Source organism: Kribbella koreensis, from assembly GCF_039525325.1.
Lineage (GTDB): Bacteria > Actinomycetota > Actinomycetes > Propionibacteriales > Kribbellaceae > Kribbella > Kribbella koreensis.
Genome location: NZ_BAAAHK010000002.1, coordinates 75,881 through 93,211, shown reverse-complemented (window position 1 = coordinate 93,211; position 17,331 = coordinate 75,881). Strand labels below are relative to the sequence as shown.

18 protein-coding genes are annotated in these 17,331 nt (G+C 67.2%); 13 read left to right on the top strand and 5 right to left on the bottom strand.

Annotation, left to right across the window (positions count from 1 at the left end):
• Positions 1-4 precede the first annotated feature (4 nt).
• Together ABD116_RS02690 and ABD116_RS02685 are read left to right on the top strand one after the other, a co-directional pair.
• Positions 5-1,336 carry a helix-turn-helix domain-containing protein gene (locus tag ABD116_RS02690; RefSeq protein WP_343964402.1) on the top strand — a complete coding sequence of 444 codons (1,332 nt, stop codon included), beginning with the start codon at positions 5-7 and terminating at the stop codon, positions 1,334-1,336.
• Positions 1,337-1,373: 37 nt separating this feature from the next.
• Positions 1,374-2,483, top strand: a complete 1,110-nt coding sequence (locus ABD116_RS02685) for a branched-chain amino acid aminotransferase (protein WP_425552050.1) — start codon at positions 1,374-1,376, stop codon at positions 2,481-2,483.
• 63 nt (positions 2,484-2,546) lie between these two features.
• Here the strand turns inward: ABD116_RS02685 and ABD116_RS02680 are convergent, their stop codons facing one another.
• On the bottom strand, positions 2,547-2,912 hold the full coding sequence (locus ABD116_RS02680; protein ID WP_343964398.1) for a hypothetical protein: 366 nt from the start codon (positions 2,910-2,912) through the stop codon (positions 2,547-2,549).
• An 85-nt stretch (positions 2,913-2,997) separates the two neighbouring features.
• Between ABD116_RS02680 and ligD the strand changes: the two genes are divergently transcribed.
• Positions 2,998-3,978: a non-homologous end-joining DNA ligase gene (gene ligD / locus ABD116_RS02675; RefSeq protein ID WP_343964396.1), complete on the top strand. Its 981-nt coding sequence runs from the start codon at positions 2,998-3,000 to the stop codon at positions 3,976-3,978.
• A 154-nt stretch (positions 3,979-4,132) separates the two neighbouring features.
• On the opposite strand, the gene ABD116_RS02670 is transcribed toward ligD, so the two are convergent.
• Together ABD116_RS02670 and ABD116_RS02665 are read right to left on the bottom strand one after the other, a co-directional pair.
• Entirely contained in the window at positions 4,133-4,702 is a 570-nt protein-coding gene (locus ABD116_RS02670; protein WP_343964394.1) for a hypothetical protein, read from the bottom strand.
• 70 nt (positions 4,703-4,772) lie between these two features.
• Entirely contained in the window at positions 4,773-5,372 is a 600-nt protein-coding gene (locus ABD116_RS02665; RefSeq protein ID WP_343964392.1) for a TetR/AcrR family transcriptional regulator, read from the bottom strand.
• Between the two features lie 88 nt (positions 5,373-5,460).
• Between ABD116_RS02665 and ABD116_RS02660 the strand changes: the two genes are divergently transcribed.
• The 3 genes from ABD116_RS02660 to ABD116_RS02650 all read left to right on the top strand — a co-directional run bounded on the left by ABD116_RS02660 (position 5,461) and on the right by ABD116_RS02650 (position 9,536).
• A complete protein-coding gene (locus ABD116_RS02660) occupies positions 5,461-6,834 on the top strand; it encodes an FAD-dependent monooxygenase (protein ID WP_343964390.1) in 1,374 nt (457 codons plus the stop codon).
• Between the two features lie 100 nt (positions 6,835-6,934).
• A complete protein-coding gene (locus ABD116_RS02655; RefSeq protein WP_343964388.1) occupies positions 6,935-8,050 on the top strand; it encodes a hypothetical protein in 1,116 nt (371 codons plus the stop codon).
• Positions 8,051-8,240: 190 nt separating this feature from the next.
• Positions 8,241-9,536, top strand: coding sequence for a gluzincin family metallopeptidase (locus ABD116_RS02650; RefSeq protein WP_343964386.1), 1,296 nt, complete (start codon positions 8,241-8,243; stop codon positions 9,534-9,536).
• Here ABD116_RS02650 and ABD116_RS02645 read toward each other — a convergent pair.
• Both ABD116_RS02645 and ABD116_RS02640 read right to left on the bottom strand, forming a co-directional pair.
• The gene (locus ABD116_RS02645; RefSeq protein WP_343964384.1) at positions 9,533-9,907 is read right to left on the bottom strand and encodes a hypothetical protein; all 375 of its coding nucleotides are present in this window, start codon (positions 9,905-9,907) and stop codon (positions 9,533-9,535) included. The two genes, ABD116_RS02650 and ABD116_RS02645, sit on opposite strands and share 4 nt — an antisense overlap.
• Positions 9,908-9,947: 40 nt before the next feature.
• Positions 9,948-11,009 carry a substrate-binding domain-containing protein gene (locus ABD116_RS02640; RefSeq protein ID WP_343964382.1) on the bottom strand — a complete coding sequence of 354 codons (1,062 nt, stop codon included), beginning with the start codon at positions 11,007-11,009 and terminating at the stop codon, positions 9,948-9,950.
• Between the two features lie 100 nt (positions 11,010-11,109).
• Here ABD116_RS02640 and ABD116_RS02635 point away from each other — a divergent pair, with 100 nt between their 5' ends.
• The 7 genes from ABD116_RS02635 to ureG all read left to right on the top strand — a co-directional run bounded on the left by ABD116_RS02635 (position 11,110) and on the right by ureG (position 17,319).
• A complete protein-coding gene (locus ABD116_RS02635; protein WP_343964380.1) occupies positions 11,110-11,520 on the top strand; it encodes a MarR family winged helix-turn-helix transcriptional regulator in 411 nt (136 codons plus the stop codon).
• Positions 11,521-11,671: 151 nt separating this feature from the next.
• Positions 11,672-13,324 (top strand): purine-cytosine permease family protein, encoded by a 1,653-nt coding sequence (locus ABD116_RS02630; protein WP_343964378.1) that lies wholly within the window; start codon positions 11,672-11,674, stop codon positions 13,322-13,324.
• On the top strand, positions 13,321-13,623 hold the full coding sequence (locus tag ABD116_RS02625) for an urease subunit gamma (protein ID WP_343964376.1): 303 nt from the start codon (positions 13,321-13,323) through the stop codon (positions 13,621-13,623). The genes ABD116_RS02630 and ABD116_RS02625 overlap by 4 nt, the downstream gene beginning before the upstream one ends.
• An 11-nt stretch (positions 13,624-13,634) precedes the next feature.
• On the top strand, positions 13,635-14,036 hold the full coding sequence (gene ureB / locus ABD116_RS02620) for an urease subunit beta (protein ID WP_343964374.1): 402 nt from the start codon (positions 13,635-13,637) through the stop codon (positions 14,034-14,036).
• Positions 14,029-15,732: an urease subunit alpha gene (locus tag ABD116_RS02615; protein ID WP_343964372.1), complete on the top strand. Its 1,704-nt coding sequence runs from the start codon at positions 14,029-14,031 to the stop codon at positions 15,730-15,732. The genes ureB and ABD116_RS02615 overlap by 8 nt, the downstream gene beginning before the upstream one ends.
• Before the next feature lie 191 nt (positions 15,733-15,923).
• Positions 15,924-16,610 (top strand): urease accessory protein UreF, encoded by a 687-nt coding sequence (locus ABD116_RS02610; RefSeq protein ID WP_343964370.1) that lies wholly within the window; start codon positions 15,924-15,926, stop codon positions 16,608-16,610.
• Entirely contained in the window at positions 16,603-17,319 is a 717-nt protein-coding gene (ureG, locus tag ABD116_RS02605; RefSeq protein WP_343964368.1) for an urease accessory protein UreG, read from the top strand. Before ABD116_RS02610 ends, ureG begins: the two co-directional genes overlap by 8 nt.
• The last annotated feature ends 12 nt before the right edge of the window (positions 17,320-17,331 follow it).

Sequence of the window (17,331 nt, the reverse complement as noted above, 5' to 3'; positions counted from 1 at the left end):
TCCTGTGGCTGAGTTCGGAGTGCAGTTAAGGCAGTCCCGCCAAGCAGCCGCCCTGAGCTTGCGGCAACTTGCCACCAGGGTGGGTTACGACCACAGCTACCTATCCCAGGTCGAGCGCGGCCGGCGCCCGGGCTCAGCCCATCTCGCCATCCTGTGCGACCGGGAGCTGGGCACCAGCCCGGCACTCTCGACCGCCTACGAACAGTCCCACCCGACCGCACTCGCCGCCGTCGAGGACGACCACGTGCGGTCCCAGGCATCCGCCGCTCCCGGCCCGGTGCCTGAGCTCTCTTCACCCGAGGCGACAGCTGCGGCGCCGGACGGAGTACCGGGCGGTCGAAGCGCTGGAAGGTTGCCCACCGGGGTGGAGTTGCTGGAAGCGGTTCGACATGAGCTGGCCGGGTCCTTCGGTCCAGGCACGGAGGTCGCGGAGTGGCGGGCGGTGGCGACCAGCCATGCGCACGAGTTCGCCACGACTCCTCCGACCGAGCGTCTGCCCGAGCTCACCGCGGATCTGCAACTGCTGCGGAGCGGCGCGGCAAGCGGTTCGGCTGCGCTGGCAGTTCCAGCGGCCGAGTTGGCGGTCATGATCGCCCTGACCCTTGCCGAGCTCGGGAGGCTGCGCTCGGCCGAGCGCTGGTGGCGCACCGCTCGCGCGACCGCTGACGGCTCCGCTGAGCGCCGGATGGCCGGTGTGGCGCGCAGCTGGGAGGCGACGAGCGGGCTGGCCGAGCAGCGCCCACTGCCCAGCCTCCTCGAGCTCGCCGATGACGCGCTGGCGCTGGCCGACCGACCAGCTGACGTCGCCCGCGCTCTGGCTGCGCGTGCCCGGGTGCTCGCAGCGCTGCATGATGCAGATGGAGCACGGCAGGCGGTATGCGACCTCCACGCAGTGACGGCCGACTTGCCGGGTCGCTCGGTGGTGAGCAGTTCGCCGTTCGAGTGGGGCGCGTTCGGGGCTGATGGCGTCGAGGGGCGGGTGTGCGCGGCTCTTGGCGACACGCTCGGTGCCTATTTGGCTCTTGATCGGGCGTTGGGGGCTGGGGTGTTTGGGGCTAGCGAGCGGGCTGAGTTGGAGTTGGTGGTCGCCCAGTGTTTGGTGATGGATGGGGATACCGCGGCTGGGTTGGCGGTGGGGATGCGGGTGTTGGTGGAGTTGCCGGATGAGTGGCATACCCATCATTTGTATGAGACGGCGGGACGGGTGCTGAGCGCAGTACGGGGTGGTGATCTTGCGCGGCGGGCGGTGCGGGACTTCCGGGAGTTGTTGGGGCGTCGGCCGTATGAGAGCCGCAGTGTGGGCAGTGGGTCGAGGTATGGCGGGTGGCAGGGGTAGCGTGCCGAGAGTGACGGGTGAGAATCAGGTGGCGACATTGACAGACGCGTGGGACTTCGCGGTCGAGCTGCGGGCCGATCCGGCTACGGCTGAGGCTCGGGGTGCGGTGCTGGCCAAGCCTGGGTTTGGGCAGGCGTTCACTGACCACATGGTGGTGGCCAACTGGACCAGTGAGCTTGGGTGGCATGGGGCGAAGGTGACGGGGTATGCGCCGTTGAAGGTCAGTCCGGCTGCTGCGGTGCTGCACTATGCGCAGGAGATCTTTGAGGGGCTGAAGGCTTACCGGCATGAGGATGGGTCGGTTTGGGCGTTTCGGCCGGAGGTCAATGCGGGGCGGTTCAAGCGGAGTGCGGAGCGGTTGGCGTTGCCTGTGGTGCCGGAGGAGGCCTTTCTTGGGGCGCTGCGGGCGTTGGTGACTATGGATGAGACGTGGGTGCCGGCGGCGGGTACTGGGGAGACCAGCTTGTACTTGCGGCCGTACATGATCGCCACCGAGGCTGCGCTGAGTGTGAGGCCTGCGCGGGAGGTGCTGTTTGGGGTTATTGCCTCACCTGCTGGCGCGTACTTCGATACTGGGCCTAAGCCGGTCTCTATTTGGCTGTCTAGTACGTCTATCCGGGCTACCCCGGGTGGGACGGGAGCGGCTAAGTGCGGCGGCAACTATGCGGCCAGCTTGGCTGCGTTGGCTGAGGCAGTGGCCAATGGGTGTGACCAGGTTGCCTACCTTGATGCAGTGGAGCGCCGCTGGATCGAGGAGAGCGGCAGTATGAACCTGTTCTTCGTGTACTCCGATGGCCGCATCGCTACGCCGGAGCTGTCGGGGTCGATCCTGGAGGGCGTCACCCGGGACTCGGTGCTTCAGATGGCGGCAGACCTCGGGCACAAGGTCGAGGAGAAGCGCATCTCGGCTGATGACTGGCGCGACGGCGTACGCAGTGGCGAGATCACTGAGGTCTTCGCCTCCGGTACGGCGGCCGTCATCACCCCCATCGGGCGCCTGGCCTGGGATGGCGGTGAGGTGGTGATCGGCGACCACTCGGTGGACCACGGCGTCGGCCCGGTCACCGCTACCCTCCGCAAGTCTCTCCTGGACCTCCAGCACGGCCGCTCCCCGGACCCCCACAACTGGCTCACCCGCCTCGCCTGATCCACCTCCCTTACGTCCGAAGAACCCGACAACACGTTCCGCAAGTTCTTCGGACGTAAGGAGTCAGCGCTGTGGGAGGGGCTCGTGGCGGCCTGTGCCGGGTTCGTCGGAGTCGTCGGTGGTGACTATGGCGTAGGGGCCGGGTGGGATGCCGGGGAGGCGGGCTACGTCTGCGGCGATGGCCAGCAGAGTCTGCTCGTCAGCGCCGGTGAGGAAGAAGAGGTAGTCGCCGCCCAGTTCCTCGCCGTCGGCGTACAGCTCGAACTCGCCGGATTCCTCGCGCTTGGCGAGGTAGTCCTCGACGACGGAGATCCAGCCGAACTCGACCTCCAGGCCGGGCTCGGGGGCTTCTTCGGAGCCTGGGTCGTCGAGTAGGCGGACGCGGGTCTCGACCAGCGGGATGTGGATCTCGACGACGGGTTGAGCCATGGCGGTGGTCTCCTGGATGGATCGGGAACGAATACTTCTGACGATGATGATGCTTGATGTCCGTTCCGGCCGTTAGGTTGACGGTATGGCGGAGTCGAAAGCGGCGAAAGCGAAGACCCCGGCGGTCGAGGTGGAGGTCGGCGAGCGGACGGTGCGGATCTCCAATCCGGACCGCGTCTACTTCCCGGCCCGCGGGGAGACCAAGCTCGATCTGGTCAAGTACTACCTGTCCGTCGGCGACGGGATCGTCCGCGCGCTGCGGGAGCGCCCGTGCATGATGCATCGCTTCCCGTCGGGTGTGTCCGGCGAGAAGGTCCACCAGAAGCGGCTGCCGCACGGCGCCCCGCCGTGGATGGAGACCGTCCAGGTCAAGTTCCCCCGGTACAACCGGACCGCCGACGAGCTCTGCGTCACCGAGCTCGCCCACGTCGCCTGGGCCGTGCAGATGTCGACGGTCGAGTTCCACCCGTGGAACTCCCGCCGCGCCGACACCGAGAAGCCCGACGAGTGGCGGATCGACCTCGACCCGATGCCCGACTGCCCGTTCGACCGGGTACGCCGGGTTGCGCACGTCGCACATGAGGTACTCGATGATCTCGGCGCGACCGGTTATCCGAAGACCTCCGGCGGCTCCGGCATCCACATCTACGTGCGGATCAAGCCCGAGCACGGCTTCTCGGATGTACGCCGGGCCGCGCTCGCCTTCGCCCGCGAGGTCGAGCGCCGCGCCCCCGACGACGTCACGACGACCTGGTGGCGCAAGGACCGCGACCCGAAGAAGCTCTTCGTCGACTACAACCAGAACGCCCGCGACCACACGATCGCCAGCGCGTACTCCGTCCGCGGCAACCCCGAAGGCACCGTCTCCACCCCGATCCGCTGGGACGAGATCGACGACGTCGACCCCAAAGCCTTCACCATCGCCACAGTCCCCGCCCGCTTCGCCGAACTCGGCGACCTGCACGCCACCATCGACGACGACGCCTACTCCCTGGACACCCTGCTCGAGTGGGCCGCCCGCGACGAGGCCGAAGGCGCCGAAGAGCCACCACCGCCAGACGAGTAGAACCACCCCGTACGGAGGACAGGCCGACGCGGTCGCGGGGTCAGCCGACGCGGTCGCGGGGTCAGCCGACGCGGTCGCGGGGTTGGCCGGCGCGCTGTCAGCCGGCACGGTCGCAAGGTCAGGCGGAGCGGGGGCGGCCGGCGCGGTCGCGGGGTCAGGCGGAGCGGACTTCCAGCCGTGCCTCGGTGGGGAAGGTTGCCAGGAGGGGGCGGAGTTCGTCCGCGGTCAGCGGTTGATCGCCGAAGACGTCCGGGTCGGGGCGGAAGTGGACGACCGTACCGGTGGGTCGGCCTGCTTCGACCTCGGTCAGGGCGGTTTCGGGGAGGCCGTACTCGTAGCGGCGGGTCCAGGCGCCGTCCGAGCGACGGTTCTCGTGGATGAGCCAGCTGCTCAGCGCGGCGACGACCGACATGCCGGTGCGGGGCAGGCCGTCTGGGAGTGACTCGGCCGAAGGGTTGTCGAAGAAGCGGACGTCGCGGGTCGCCATGATCGGCTTGACCATCGGTTTGCCGTGCTCGTCGAAGTACACGTTGGTACCGCGCCCGTTGTCCTCGACCGAGATCGAGCCGTCGGAGTGCAGGGTGACGAGCACGCGGTCCGTCGTACCGGCTTCTGCTTCGTCGACCGGGTAGGCGACGACTTCGAGGACGAGATGAGCGAGGCCGCCGCGGGAGTACCTGGCAGAGCCCGCGCGGATTGCCGCGATGTGGTCTGCATCAGGCACATGCGTCCACTCATGGGTGGTAACAGGTGGAAGCTCGGTCATGCGCGGCGGGCCGGTGCGTCGAGGGCAGTCATGCGCGGCCGGCGAAGCCGTGGTGGAGGAGGTTGGTGAGGAGGTCGATGGCTTCCTCGTCCGGGATCGTGCGACCGGAAGGCGGGTTGACCAGCCAGGTGTAGGCGAAGCCTTCCAAGAGCGAGTTCATGGCGGAGATTTGGAGTAGCGGGTCGGGCTGAGGCTGAGGCAGGTACGAGAGGTGCCTGATCATGTGGGTGTCGTCGTCGGCCATGATGCGTTGGAGGCGTTGGCCTAGCTCGGGATCGACCATCGCCGCCTGTTTGATGGCGATCATCTCCGGCAGGTGCGCCTTGTAGAAGTTCCAGAACGCGGCGACGTGCCAGCGGACCGACGAGATCTTGCTGAAGTCCTCGTCGTGCGCCAGATCGCCCAGTACTGCGAGGTCGGCCGTCGCCAGCAGGTCGACGAGCAGCGCCTCGAGCAGTTCCTCCTTGCCGGCGAAGTGGTTGTAGAACGAACCCGTCGCGCGCCCGGCCGCCGCGGTGATGTCGGTGATCTTGGTGTTCAGGTAGCCGCGCTCGGCGAACACCTCCCGGGCCGCCTGCTTCAGCGCCGCCTCGGTCCCGGCCGCCTGCTCCTTGCGTGTGCTCGTCACCCGCGACACCTCCTCCTTGACAACGAACCCTAGTCAGGTCCAAGCTGAATCTACATTCAGTGAATCATAATTCAGCGAAGGAAGCATGATGACCGTTCTGATCGCCGGTGCCGGACCGACCGGACTGACCCTCGCCATCGAGCTTGCCCGCCGCGACATCGCTGTCCGGGTGATCGACAAGGCCGACGAGTTCTTCCAGGGCTCCCGCGGCGACGGGCTGCAGCCGCGGACGCTCGAGGTCTTCGAAGATCTCGGCGTACTCGACCAAGTCCTCGCCCAGGGCATCCCGCTGCCGGTCATGAAGATCACCATCGGCGGCCACCCCGTCGGCGAACGCCGGATGGCCGACCCCGTCGACCCCACCCCCGACCGCCCGTACCCGAACGCCTGGATGCTCGGCCAGTCCCGCACCGAGGCGATCCTCCGCAACCGCCTCGCCGACTTCGGCGTCAGCGTCGTGCTCAGCACCGCACTGGTCGGCTTCACCCAGTACGACGACCGCGTGGTGGCCGAGCTGTCGACCGGCGAGACGGTCGAGGCCGACTACCTGGTCGGCGCCGACGGCGGCAAGAGCGCCGTCCGCAAGCAGCTCGGGATCGCCTTCGAAGGCACCACGGACGACTCGATCCGGATGCTGCTCGGCGACGTCTCCGCCGACGGGCTGGACCACGACTACGGATACTGGTTCGCCGGCCCGGACAACCCGATGGAAGGCATCGCCCTGACCCCGCTGTCGGGCGGCGACCAGTTCCAGTTCGGCGCCCCGCTCGCTTCCAACGACGCCGACACGACGCTGGAAGGCCTGCAATTCCTGGTCGACCGGTACGCCGGTGAGGGCGTGACCAAGCTCCGCGACCTCACCTGGTCGACGGTCTGGCGGCCCAACATCCGGCTGGCCGAGCGCTTCCGGGTCGGTCGTGTGTTCATCGCCGGGGACGCCGCCCACGTTCACCCGCCGACGGGCGGTCAGGGGCTGAACACCGGCGTACAGGATGCGTACAACCTCGGCTGGAAGCTTGCCGACGGGCGCGAGGAGGTCCTGAAGACATACGAGACGGAGCGGCGGACCAACGCCATGCGCGTGCTGGGTATCAGCGAAGACCTGATGCAGAAGCACATCGACGGCGACGAGAGCGCGATGGACCGGGGCGAGGAGGTTCAGCAGCTGGACATCAGCTACCGCTCCCCCGACGCCACCGCCGCGCTCACCACCGGCGACCGCGCCCCCGACTCACCGCTCACGGATGCCGACGGCAACCAAACCCGCCTCTTCACCCTCTTCCAAGGCCCACACGAGACTCTGCTCCGCTTCAACCCCAGCACCACAAGCACCCACCCGCACGCCGTCACCATCAACCACACGCCACAGCCCGGCGCCTACACCTCGCCCGAGGCGTTCACCTACTACCACGCCGGAGACGGCGACGAGTTCCTGATCCGCCCGGACGGCTACGTCGGCTGACAAGGGGCCGATTGCAACAAGCTGCAGCGACAGGCCTAAGGCGATGGTTCCGTGGTAAGCATGGTCGTTTGCTTCAGGGGCGGGACAGGCGGAGGCAGTGATGGGTCGGCGAACGTTGGGCGGTCTACGCGAGTGGGTGGCGGTGGCCGGGGTGTTGGCCATCGTGGCCGGCGGCGCCGCGGATGGAGCCGCCGCTAGCAGCTCCGCCGAGGTACAGGTGGACGCTGCTGCGCAGGTTGCTGCCGTGGAGGCGGTTTTGGAGCGCCGGGCGACCGCGGTCCTGCAGCACGACGAAGGTCAGTTCCTCGCCGACATCGATCCGTACAACAAGAACCTGCGGGCCTCGCAGAAGGTCTTGTTCGAGAACCTCGTGCAGTTCGGGTTCTCCAAGCTCGCCTATCGGCAGGGCGAAGCCCAATACGATCAGGCGCTGCTCGACAAGTACGGCCCGACGGCGTACCTGGTGGGCGGGGTGATGGAGTACCAGATCGACGGGATCGACGAACTGCCGGCGCAGACCCCGGTGGGCTACACGTTCGTGAAGCGTGCCGGACGGTACGTGCTGGTCGATGACAGCTATCTCGACACCGACCAGCCGGACAGCCCGAACCAAGAGGCGTGGGACACCGGCCCGGTGCTGGTTCAGCGAGGTCCACGGACGCTCGTCGTCGTCGAGCCGGGCAGGACGGAGGTCGCCAAGACGATCCTCGCCGATGCGCAGGTCGCGCTGAAAGCCGTGAACCGGTGGTGGTTGCCCGATTGGAAGGGTGGTGCTCTGGTGATCGCGCTCGACGACACCAAGGTGCGATCGACCGACTTCAAGGGGCCGGTGTGGAACGACACCGCGGCGGTGGCGACACCTGTACGCCGGGCTGACGCCGGGTTCGGCGGCTCCTACGTCGTGCTGAACCCGCGCGATCGCGGCCAGATCGATGCCGGCTCGCTGGCGCACGAGTTCACCCACGTCGCCACCGCTTCGGACGGTCCTTCTGCCCCGCTCTGGCTGGTCGAAGGCATGGCCGAGTACGTCCGGGGATGCAGATGGCCGGCGAGCCCGCTGTCGATCTGGCGAAGTACCGCAAGCTGGTGCGTTCGAGGTACCTGGACAAGGCGAAGGCGCTGCCGACCGACAAGCAGTTCCTCGGCCCGACCAAAGAGGGCTCCTACGCGATCGGCTGGTACGCCGTCGACTATCTGGTCCGCAAGTACGGCCTGAACCAGATCGTCGGGCTCCACCAGGAGATGGCCTGGCAGCTGAATTCGCAGGGCCGGCGCGACACGATCATGACCGCCCAACTCGGTCGTACCGAGGCGCAGATCTTCGCCGAGCTCAAGGCTTCGCGGGGTTCGTGATACAGATAAGCGCTTGCTTTTAGCGTGGCCGGGGGGCCTGGGGAGGGGAAATCATGGGTCGGCGTGCGTGGCTGGCTGCCGCTGGGGTGGTGGTTGTCGTGGGCGGCGGGGTCGCGGGTGGGGTGGCTTTGCACTCGCGCGGGAGCGGGACGCCGGAGCCGGTGGCGGTGGTGAGTGCGCCGCGGCCTACCGCAGTACAGGTCGATGTGACTGCGCAGAGTGCTGCTGTGGATGCGATTCTGAAGCGCCGTGCGACGGCGGTGCTCGAGAACAACGAGGCTCAGTTCCTGGCTGACGTGGATCCGAAGAACAAGCTGCTGCTGGCGAAGCAGAAGGTGCTGTTCGAGAATCTGGTCCAGTTCGGATTCGTGAAGCTCGACTATCTGCAGGACCGGCCGCAGTTCGAGCAGGGGCTGCTCGACAAGTACGGGCCGACGACCTACCTGGTCAGCGTGGTGATGTCGTACCAGATCGGTGGCATCGACGACGGGCTGGTGAAGGCCCCGCTGGGCTACATGTTCGTCCAGCGCGGCGGGCGGTACCTGCTCATCAACGACACCTACCTGGACAGCTCCCTGCCGTTCGGCGCGCACAAGGAGGCCTGGGACGTCGGTCCCGTGCTGGTACGCCGATCAGCCCGCGCCCTCGTGGTGGTCGAACAAGGCAAGGCACAACTGGCCAAGTCGATCCTCACCGAAGCCGAATCTGCCGTTCGCGCCGTCAACAAGCTCTGGTCGGCCAGCTGGCGCGGCGGCGGACTGGTCATCGCGCTGGACGACCGCAGGGTCCGGATCGCCGACTACACCAAGCCGAAGGACGCCGAGGACTTCCTGGCGACCGCGACGTTCGTCTACCGGACGCTGCCGGGCGAGGTGCAGAGCGAAGGCACGTTCGGCGGCGCCTATGTAGTGGTCAATCCGCGGTACCGCGACGAGCTGGACGCGCGGGTGCTGGCGCACGAGTTCACCCATGTCGCGACCGCGCAGTACGGGGTCGACGCGCCGGTCTGGATGGTCGAGGGCACGGCCGAGTACATCGAGCAGTTGCCGATGCAGGGTGAGCGCGACCTCGACCTGGCCCGCTACCGCACGATGGTCCGCTCGAAGTACTTCAGCAAGCTCAAGGCGCTGCCGACCGATGAGCAGTTCTACGACACGGTGAAGAGCTCCTACCCGGTCGGCTGGTACGTCGTCGACTACATCGTCGACAAGTACGGCGCGACCAAGCTCGCCAAGGTCTACAAGGAACTGGCCCGGCAGGGGTTCAGCCAGAACCAGCGCGACCTGATCTTCACCGCGCAACTCGGCCGCACCGAGGCCCAGCTCTTCAAGGATCTCCAGCAGCGCTAGCAGTCGAACTCGAACACCAGCAGGGCTTTACCGGTCGGCGAGGTCCACCGGTACGCGACCAGGCACTCGTCCGAGCCGGCCGGCGGATATCCGTCGTCGCGGATGTAGTTGGCCAGCACGAACGGCCGCCACACCCGGCTCCGGCCGTCGAAACGGTGGGCGCCGACGCCCCGATCCTCGAACCGGCCGATCAGGACCGGCTGTACGTCGGGATCGCGCAGCAATCCCTCGACGACGGAGCGGTCGAGCCACTCCCCGTCGTCCTCGGTGAACGGCTGTCCACGCAGCACGATCTCGTCTCCGTGCACCGTGTTCGGACGGATCGAGAACTCCGGTGCGGGGATGAGCAAGTTGGCGAGTTCTTGCAACATCCGACCGAGAGTAGCCGAGAAATCACCGGTTGTGGATGGCTCAGCCGGTCCTGGCGATCTGGTCTTCGACGGTGAACTCGAGACCGTTGGCCGAAGCGAGATAGACGTCTTGGTCCACGAGGTTTCCGTCCAGCCGCATGAGCCCGCGCGGGCTGTCGTAGAAGTGGCCGGTCGGCAGCGCGGAGACCGCGTCGATACTGATCGAACCGGCCATTTCGCCCAGCCGGGCAAGGAAGCGGACGGCCTCGTAGCAGGACTCGCCGACCGCGTTGAGAGCCGGCGCCCAGGTGCCGAACCGGGCGTAGTAGTCGCGGGCGAACTCGCCGCTCTCGGTGGTGGCGAGGCCGTCGAAGTACGCGGCGGCGGCATACAAGCCCTTGTTTGCGGTGGGTCCGGCAGCGAGCAGGGTGTTCTCCTCGATGGCCGGGCTGAGGCGGAGTAAGCGGTCGCTCAAGCCGGCCTTGGCGAACTGGCGGTTGAAGTGGACCGCGTCCTGACCCATCAGGAGCATGATCACGCCCTCGACGTCGGCCTGTTCCAGCCCTTGGATCACGCGGCCGAAGTCCGAGGTACCGAGCGGAACGAAGTCCGACTGGACGATCGAGGAAGCCGAACCCTGTAAGGCTTTCGTGGTCGTCGCCGCCGTCACTCGCGGGTAGATGTAGTCGTTGCCGACCACCGCCCAGCGCCGTACGCCGTGCTGCGCGCCGATCCAATGTGTTGCCGGAAGCAACTGGTTCACCGGCCGCTCGCCGAGCATGAAAACGCCCGGCGTATCGTCGCCGCCTTCATGCATCGCGGCGAACGCGTAGACGACCTTGCCGCCGATCCGCCGGGTGAGGGCGACCCGTACGGCGGAGATGTGCCAGCCCGCGACCGCGTCGACGCGACCGCTGTCCACCAGCCGGCCGACCTCCTCGGCCACGATCTCAGGCGCCCGGCCGGCGTCGACCTGGACCAGCTCGACCTGGCGGCCGGCGATCCCGCGACTGGCGTTGAGTTGCTCGACGGCGAGCTGGCCGCAGGCCAGGCAGGACGGGCCGTAGATGCCGGTCGGTCCTTGCAAGGGCACGACGAAGGCGATCGACAGCAGCTCGCGCACGCCGGACCTCCTTCAGCCTTTCGGACAGTGTGGCTCAGTCCTGCTCGGTACTCCGGGCTCTGAGCTATATTCACCAGAACGTGAGACACGGGGAGGGACGATGACCGCCAGTCTGCTCCTGCTGCTCAAGCAGGCCGAACGCCGGATCGAGCACGAACTGCGGCCGATCCTGGCCGACTTCGACCTGTCGCTGGAGCAGTGGCGGGTGATGTCGGCGCTGGCCGACGAGCCTGGTCAGCCGATGTCCACACTCGCCGCCCAGGCGGTACTTCCGAACGCCAGCCTCACGCGTCACGTCGACAAGCTGGTGGAGCGCGGCCTCGTCGTACGCCGGATCCACGCCGACGACCGGCGACGCGTCGTCACCGCGCTTTCTCCGGTCGGCACAACGGTCGCCGAGCGGCTGCGGGCCGAGGAACGCCGGGTCGAATCCGCCATCGCGACCGAGCTCGGCGACGACCGGCTGCAGAATCTGGCGGGCGGGCTCCGCCGGCTCCAGCGCTCGCTCTAGATCCTTCCAGATGGAAATACACGGTCTTAGCGGTTTGGAAACACCGGTGTAACGCGGCGTTCCTAGGTTCCTTCCATTCGGGTGCATCAGTCCGGCAACGTCGCCGGGCGCCCTGCACCGTCTCCGCCCGAAGGTGCCGCAGGAGTTCGCCATGACCGTTGAACCCTCCATCGACCACCGCACCGCTCCCCCGTCGGAGCCCACCGCCGCCACCCGCGAGACACTCGAGGACTACACGCTGCGGTTCGCGCCGCGGTCCTACCGCAAGTGGTCGACCGGCGTCGTCGCCGTCTCGGCGCTCGGCGGGATCGCCTACCTCGCCGACTTCGCGATCGGCGCGAACATCGGCATCTCGTACGGCACCACGAACGCCTTGTGGGGCATCGGGATCTTCGCCGTCGTCATCTTCGCGACCGGCCTGCCGCTCGCGTACTACGCCGCGCGCTACAACATCGACCTCGACCTGATCACCCGCGGCAGCGGCTTCGGGTACTACGGGTCGGTGGTGACGAACGTGATCTTCGCGTCCTTCACCTTCATCTTCTTCGCGCTCGAGGGCTCGATCATGGCGCAGGGGCTCAAACTGGGGCTGCATGTGCCGTTGGCCCTCGGGTACGCCGTCTCGACGCTGGTGATCTTCCCGCTGGTGATCTACGGGATGAAAGTGCTGTCCACGCTGCAGGTGTGGACGACCCCGCTGTGGTTGCTGCTGATGGTGCTGCCGTTCGTCTACCTGGTCGTGTCGCACCCGGAGTCGGTGTCGTCGTTCTTCGAGTACCAGGGTGAGGACGGCAAGGGCGCGACCGATGTCGGCTCGATGCTGCTCGCGGCCGGCGTCTGCCTCTCGCTGATCGCGCAGATCGCCGAGCAGATCGACTACCTGCGATTCATGCCGCCGAAGACGCCGGAGAACTCGCGGCGGTGGTGGACGCACATGTTGCTGGCCGGTCCGGGGTGGGTGATCTTCGGTGCGATCAAGCAGGTGATCGGGCTGTTCCTGGCCGTCTACATCATCGCGTCCGTGACTGACGGGGCTTCGGTCGCCAACGAGCCAGTGCATCAGTTCCTGGAGATCTACCGTGGGTTTTTGCCGGGGTGGCTGGCGATGACGCTGGCCGTAGTACTGGTGGTGATCAGTCAGGTGAAGATCAACGTGACGAACGCGTACTCCGGGTCGCTCGCATGGACCAACTCGTACACGCGGCTGACCAAGCACTACCCCGGGCGGCTCGTCTTCCTCGGCTTCAACCTGGTGATCGCGCTGGTGCTGATGGAAGCCAACATGTTCGACTTCCTGAACACCATCCTCGGCTTCTATGCGAACTGCGGGATGGCGTGGATCGTGGTCGTTGCCTCCGACATCGTCTTCAACAAGTACCTGCTGAAGCTGTCGCCGAAGGTGCCCGAGTTCCGTCGCGGCATGCTCTATGCCGTGAATCCGGTCGGCTTCGTGTCGATGGCGGTCGCCGCGGGCGTCTCGATCCTGGTCTTCTTCGGCGGACTCGGCGACGGGATCAAGCCGTACTCGCCACTCGTCGCCATCGTGCTTGCGCTCGTTCTGCCGCCGGTGCTGGCTATCGTGACTCGCGGGAAGTACTACCTCCGGCGCATGAGCGATGGGATTGAGCTGCCGATGTTCGACGAGCACGGGAACCCGTCAGGCGCAGTACTGACCTGCCATGTCTGCCGGCAGGACTACGAGCGCCCCGACATGACGGCCTGCGAAACGCACGACTCCTATGTCTGTTCGCTCTGCCTGAGCACAGACAAGGTCGCCGACCACGTACTGGCGGCCCAGGCGTGAACTTCACCCCGTCCGAGATCGAGAAGCTGCTGCTCTCCGTGGCCGGGATGGTCGCCCGCGACCGCCTGGCCCGGGGAGTCCGGCTCAACCACCCCGAATCGGTCGCCCTGCTGAGCACCTGGGTGATCGAACGCGCCCGCGAAGGCGCCCTCGTCGCCGACCTGATGGAACAAGGCCGCACAGTCCTCACCCGAGACCAGGTCATGGACGGCGTCGCCGAACTCCTCACCGACGTCCAGGTCGAAGCGACCTTCCCAGACGGCCGGAAACTGGTCACTATCCACAGCCCCATAATCTGATCGGGGATCTGATGAGCAACCAGATTAGACTTAGCAATGAAGGACAGGGGGCGGGCAACTGGGGGCCCGGCGCAGTACGAGTCGCCCCCGGCACGATCGAACTGAACGCCGGACGCCAGAAGTTGACGCTGGTGATCGTCAACACCGGCGACCGGCCCGTGCAGATCGGCTCCCACCTGCACCTCCCCGACGCCAACACCGCCCTCGCCTTCGACCGCGAGGCAGCGCAAGGCTTCCGACTCGACATCCCCTCCGGTACGTCGCAACGCTTCGAGCCCGGCGCCTCCCGCGAGGTCGGCGCCGTCGCGCTGGCCGGCCGGCGCCTGGTACCAGGCATCCAACTCAAGCCGACGCCGGCTGACCTCAAGCCGACCCCGGGCGGCGCAACCCCACCGGCGGTGGACCATGGCTGAGATTTCGCGGGCTGCGTACGCGGCGTTGTATGGGCCGACTGTCGGGGATCAGGTTCGGTTGGGCGATACGGATCTGTGGATCGAGGTGGAAGAGGATCGGACTGTCGGGGGCGAGGAGGCGATCTTCGGGGGTGGGAAGTCGATCCGGGAGTCGATGGCTCAGGGGACGACGACTCGGGGAGAGGGGGCGCCGGACACCGTCATCACCAACGTACTGGTGCTGGACTGGTGGGGTGTGGTTCGGGCTGATGTGGGGATTCGGGATGGGTTGATCGTCGCGCTGGGGAAGGCGGGCAACCCGGATATCGCCGATGGCGTTCACCCGGATCTGCGGATCGGCCCGTCGACGGACGTCATCGCCGGCGAGGGACGGATTCTTACGGCCGGGGCGATCGACTCCCACGTACACCTGCTGTCGCCCTCGCAGTTGCACGAGGCATCCGCCACCGGGATCACCACGATCGTGGGGGGTGGGACGGGGCCGAGTGAGGGGTCGAAGGCGACGACGGTGACGCCGGGGGCTTGGCATCTGGCGCAGATGCATCGGGCTCTCGACGCCCTTCCGCTCAACGTTTTGCTGCTGGGCAAGGGGAATACGGTCAGCGCTGAGGGGCTGGCCGAGCAAGCGCTCGCGGGGGCGGCCGGTTACAAGGTGCACGAGGATTGGGGTTCGACGCCCGCGGCGATCGACGCGGCGTTGACGGCCGCGGATGCATGGGGGTTGCAGGTCGCGCTGCATGCGGACAGTTTGAACGAGGCCGGTTTCGTGGAGTCGACGTTGCGGGCGATCGACGGCCGGTCGATCCACGCGTTCCATGTCGAGGGCGCCGGCGGTGGGCATGCGCCGGACATCCTGTCGATCGCGAGCCATCCGCACGTCATCCCCGGCTCGACCAATCCGACCTTGCCGCACACGGTCAACACCGTCGCCGAGCACCTCGACATGCTGATGGTCTGCCATCACCTCAGCCCCGACGTACCGGAGGATCTCGCGTTCGCCGAGTCGCGGATCCGCGCGACCACGATCGCCGCCGAAGACATCCTCCACGACCTCGGCGCGCTGTCGGTCACCTCGTCGGATGCCCAAGCGATGGGCCGAATCGGCGAGGTCATCACCCGCACCTGGCAAGTCGCCCACGTGATGAAGGCACGCCGCGGCTCCCTCGGTACGAGCCTCCCCGCCGACAACGAACGCGCCCGCCGGTACGTCGCGAAGTACACGATCAACCCGGCCGTTGCCCACGGCATCGATCACCTGGTCGGCTCGGTCGAGGTCGGCAAGCTCGCGGACCTCGCGCTCTGGGATCCCGCGTACTTCGGGGTACGCCCCCGCCTGGTGATCAAAGGCGGCGCAATCGCCTGGGCCGCACTCGGCGACCCGAACGCCTCCATCCCGACACCCCAGCCAGTCCTCATGCGCCCCGCATTCGGCGACGCGATCGGCGCCGACCTCTCCATCACCTTCGTCTCCCCCGCCGCGCTGGACGACGGCCTGGCCGACCGCCTGCAACTCAGACGACGTCTAGAAGGCGTCCGCCCCACCCGCGACGTCGGCAAAGCCCAGATGAAAAACAACAACGCCCTACCTACCATCGACATCGACCCGGAAACCTTCGCCATCAAAGTCGACGGCGACCTCATCGAGCCGTCCCCCGCCACCGAACTCCCCCTAGCCCAGCTCTACAACCTCTTCTGATGAACACCTCCGAAGAGGCGACCGGCGACCAGTCGCCGCGACCTCGAACACCTAGTGGCGACCTTGAACATGAAATAGCTTGTTCAAGGTCGCCCGAAGGTGTTCACGCCCACCAGACCATGTCGCCGTCAGCCGGGCAGAACGCCGCCGGAGGCGGCGCAGGGGCAGTTGCCGCAGCCGGAGCCGGGCCGGTGGGGATCGCAGCGGGGTCGCCAGAGCTGGTTGCGATGATGCTGGCCGATGCGCGGTTGCCGACCGGTGGGCATACGCAGTCGGGTGGGTTGGAGCCTGCTGTGCGGGCGGGGCTCGGAGGAGACGGCGCGCGGCTGGGTGAGGTTGCGAGCTATGCGGCGGATCGGTTGCGGACGATTGTTCGCGTGGAGGCTGCTACTGCGGTGGTGGCGCGGCGGCTTGCTCTCGATGGGGAGTTGGTGGAGGAGGCTGAGGCCGCCTGGGCGGCGAGGACTCCTAGTCAGGCGTTGCGGGCTGCGTCTCGTCGGCAGGGGCGGGCATATCTCCGGTTGGCTTCGCGGGTGTGGCCCAGGACTACTGAGTATTTGAAGGCTGATGCGGAGATCGCGCGGCCGGTGGTGGTTGGGGTTGTGGCGGCGGTGACCGGGTTGTCGGCGGAGCAGACTGCGCGGTTGGTCGGGTACGACGATGCGCAGACGGTCGTGGCCGCTTCGCTCAAGTTGTTGCCGGTGGATCCGGCGGATGCGGCGAGTTGGCTGCTCAAGCTTCATCCCGCCATCGAGGAACTGGTCAGCGCGGTCAGCGGGACGACGACGGTCGCTGCGATTCCGGCGTACGGGGCTCCGTTGGTGGATGTGTTCGCACAAGCTCATGCTGTCGAGAGAATGAGGTTATTCCATGCCTGAGAACACTCGCTCGTTTCGTCTGGGCGTCGCCGGGCCGGTCGGTACCGGCAAGAGTTCGCTGATCGCGATGGTCTGCCGCGAACTCGCCGATGAGCTCCAGCTCGGCGTCATCACCAACGACATCTACACCGACGAGGACGCGCGGCTGCTGCGCGCGGCCGGCGTACTCGATCCCGAACGCATCCGCGCAGTCGAGACCGGCGCCTGCCCGCACACGGCGATCCGCGACGACGTCACCCCGAACCTGATCGCCGTCGAGGACCTCGAACGCGACTTCGCCCCACTCGACGTCGTCCTGGTCGAGTCCGGCGGCGACAACCTCACCGCGACCTTCTCCCCCGCACTGGTCGACGCGCAGATCTTCGTACTGGACGTAGCCGGCGGTGGCGACGTCGCCCGCAAAGGCGGCCCCGGTATCGCCCGCGCCGACCTTCTCATCGTCAACAAAACCGACCTGGCCCCGTACGTCGGAGTCGACGTCCCCCAAATGGTCGCCGACGCCGAGGCCGCCCGCCAAGGCAAGCCGGTGCTGGCGTTGTCCCGCACCGATCCCGACTCGGTCCGCCGCCTGAAGGACTGGGTCCTCACCATGACCCAACTAGTCCACACCGGCACCCACACCCCAGTAGACCCCGGCCCGATGGCCCCCCACTCCCACACCGACGAAAACGGCCAACTCATCTCCCACACCCATGCCCACTCCCACTAACCCGACTCGGAT

Coding starts and splice junctions, on each gene's coding strand:
- ABD116_RS02680 (WP_343964398.1), bottom strand. CDS start 2,912: ATGGCTCAACCCGTCGTCGAGATCCACATCCCGCTGGTCGAGACCCGC.
- ligD (WP_343964396.1), top strand. CDS start 2,998: ATGGCGGAGTCGAAAGCGGCGAAAGCGAAGACCCCGGCGGTCGAGGTG.
- ABD116_RS02660 (WP_343964390.1), top strand. CDS start 5,461: ATGACCGTTCTGATCGCCGGTGCCGGACCGACCGGACTGACCCTCGCC.
- ABD116_RS02655 (WP_343964388.1), top strand. CDS start 6,935: ATGGGTCGGCGAACGTTGGGCGGTCTACGCGAGTGGGTGGCGGTGGCC.
- ABD116_RS02650 (WP_343964386.1), top strand. CDS start 8,241: ATGGGTCGGCGTGCGTGGCTGGCTGCCGCTGGGGTGGTGGTTGTCGTG.
- ABD116_RS02645 (WP_343964384.1), bottom strand. CDS start 9,907: ATGTTGCAAGAACTCGCCAACTTGCTCATCCCCGCACCGGAGTTCTCG.
- ABD116_RS02635 (WP_343964380.1), top strand. CDS start 11,110: ATGACCGCCAGTCTGCTCCTGCTGCTCAAGCAGGCCGAACGCCGGATC.
- ABD116_RS02630 (WP_343964378.1), top strand. CDS start 11,672: ATGACCGTTGAACCCTCCATCGACCACCGCACCGCTCCCCCGTCGGAG.
- ureB (WP_343964374.1), top strand. CDS start 13,635: ATGAGCAACCAGATTAGACTTAGCAATGAAGGACAGGGGGCGGGCAAC.
- ABD116_RS02615 (WP_343964372.1), top strand. CDS start 14,029: ATGGCTGAGATTTCGCGGGCTGCGTACGCGGCGTTGTATGGGCCGACT.
- ureG (WP_343964368.1), top strand. CDS start 16,603: ATGCCTGAGAACACTCGCTCGTTTCGTCTGGGCGTCGCCGGGCCGGTC.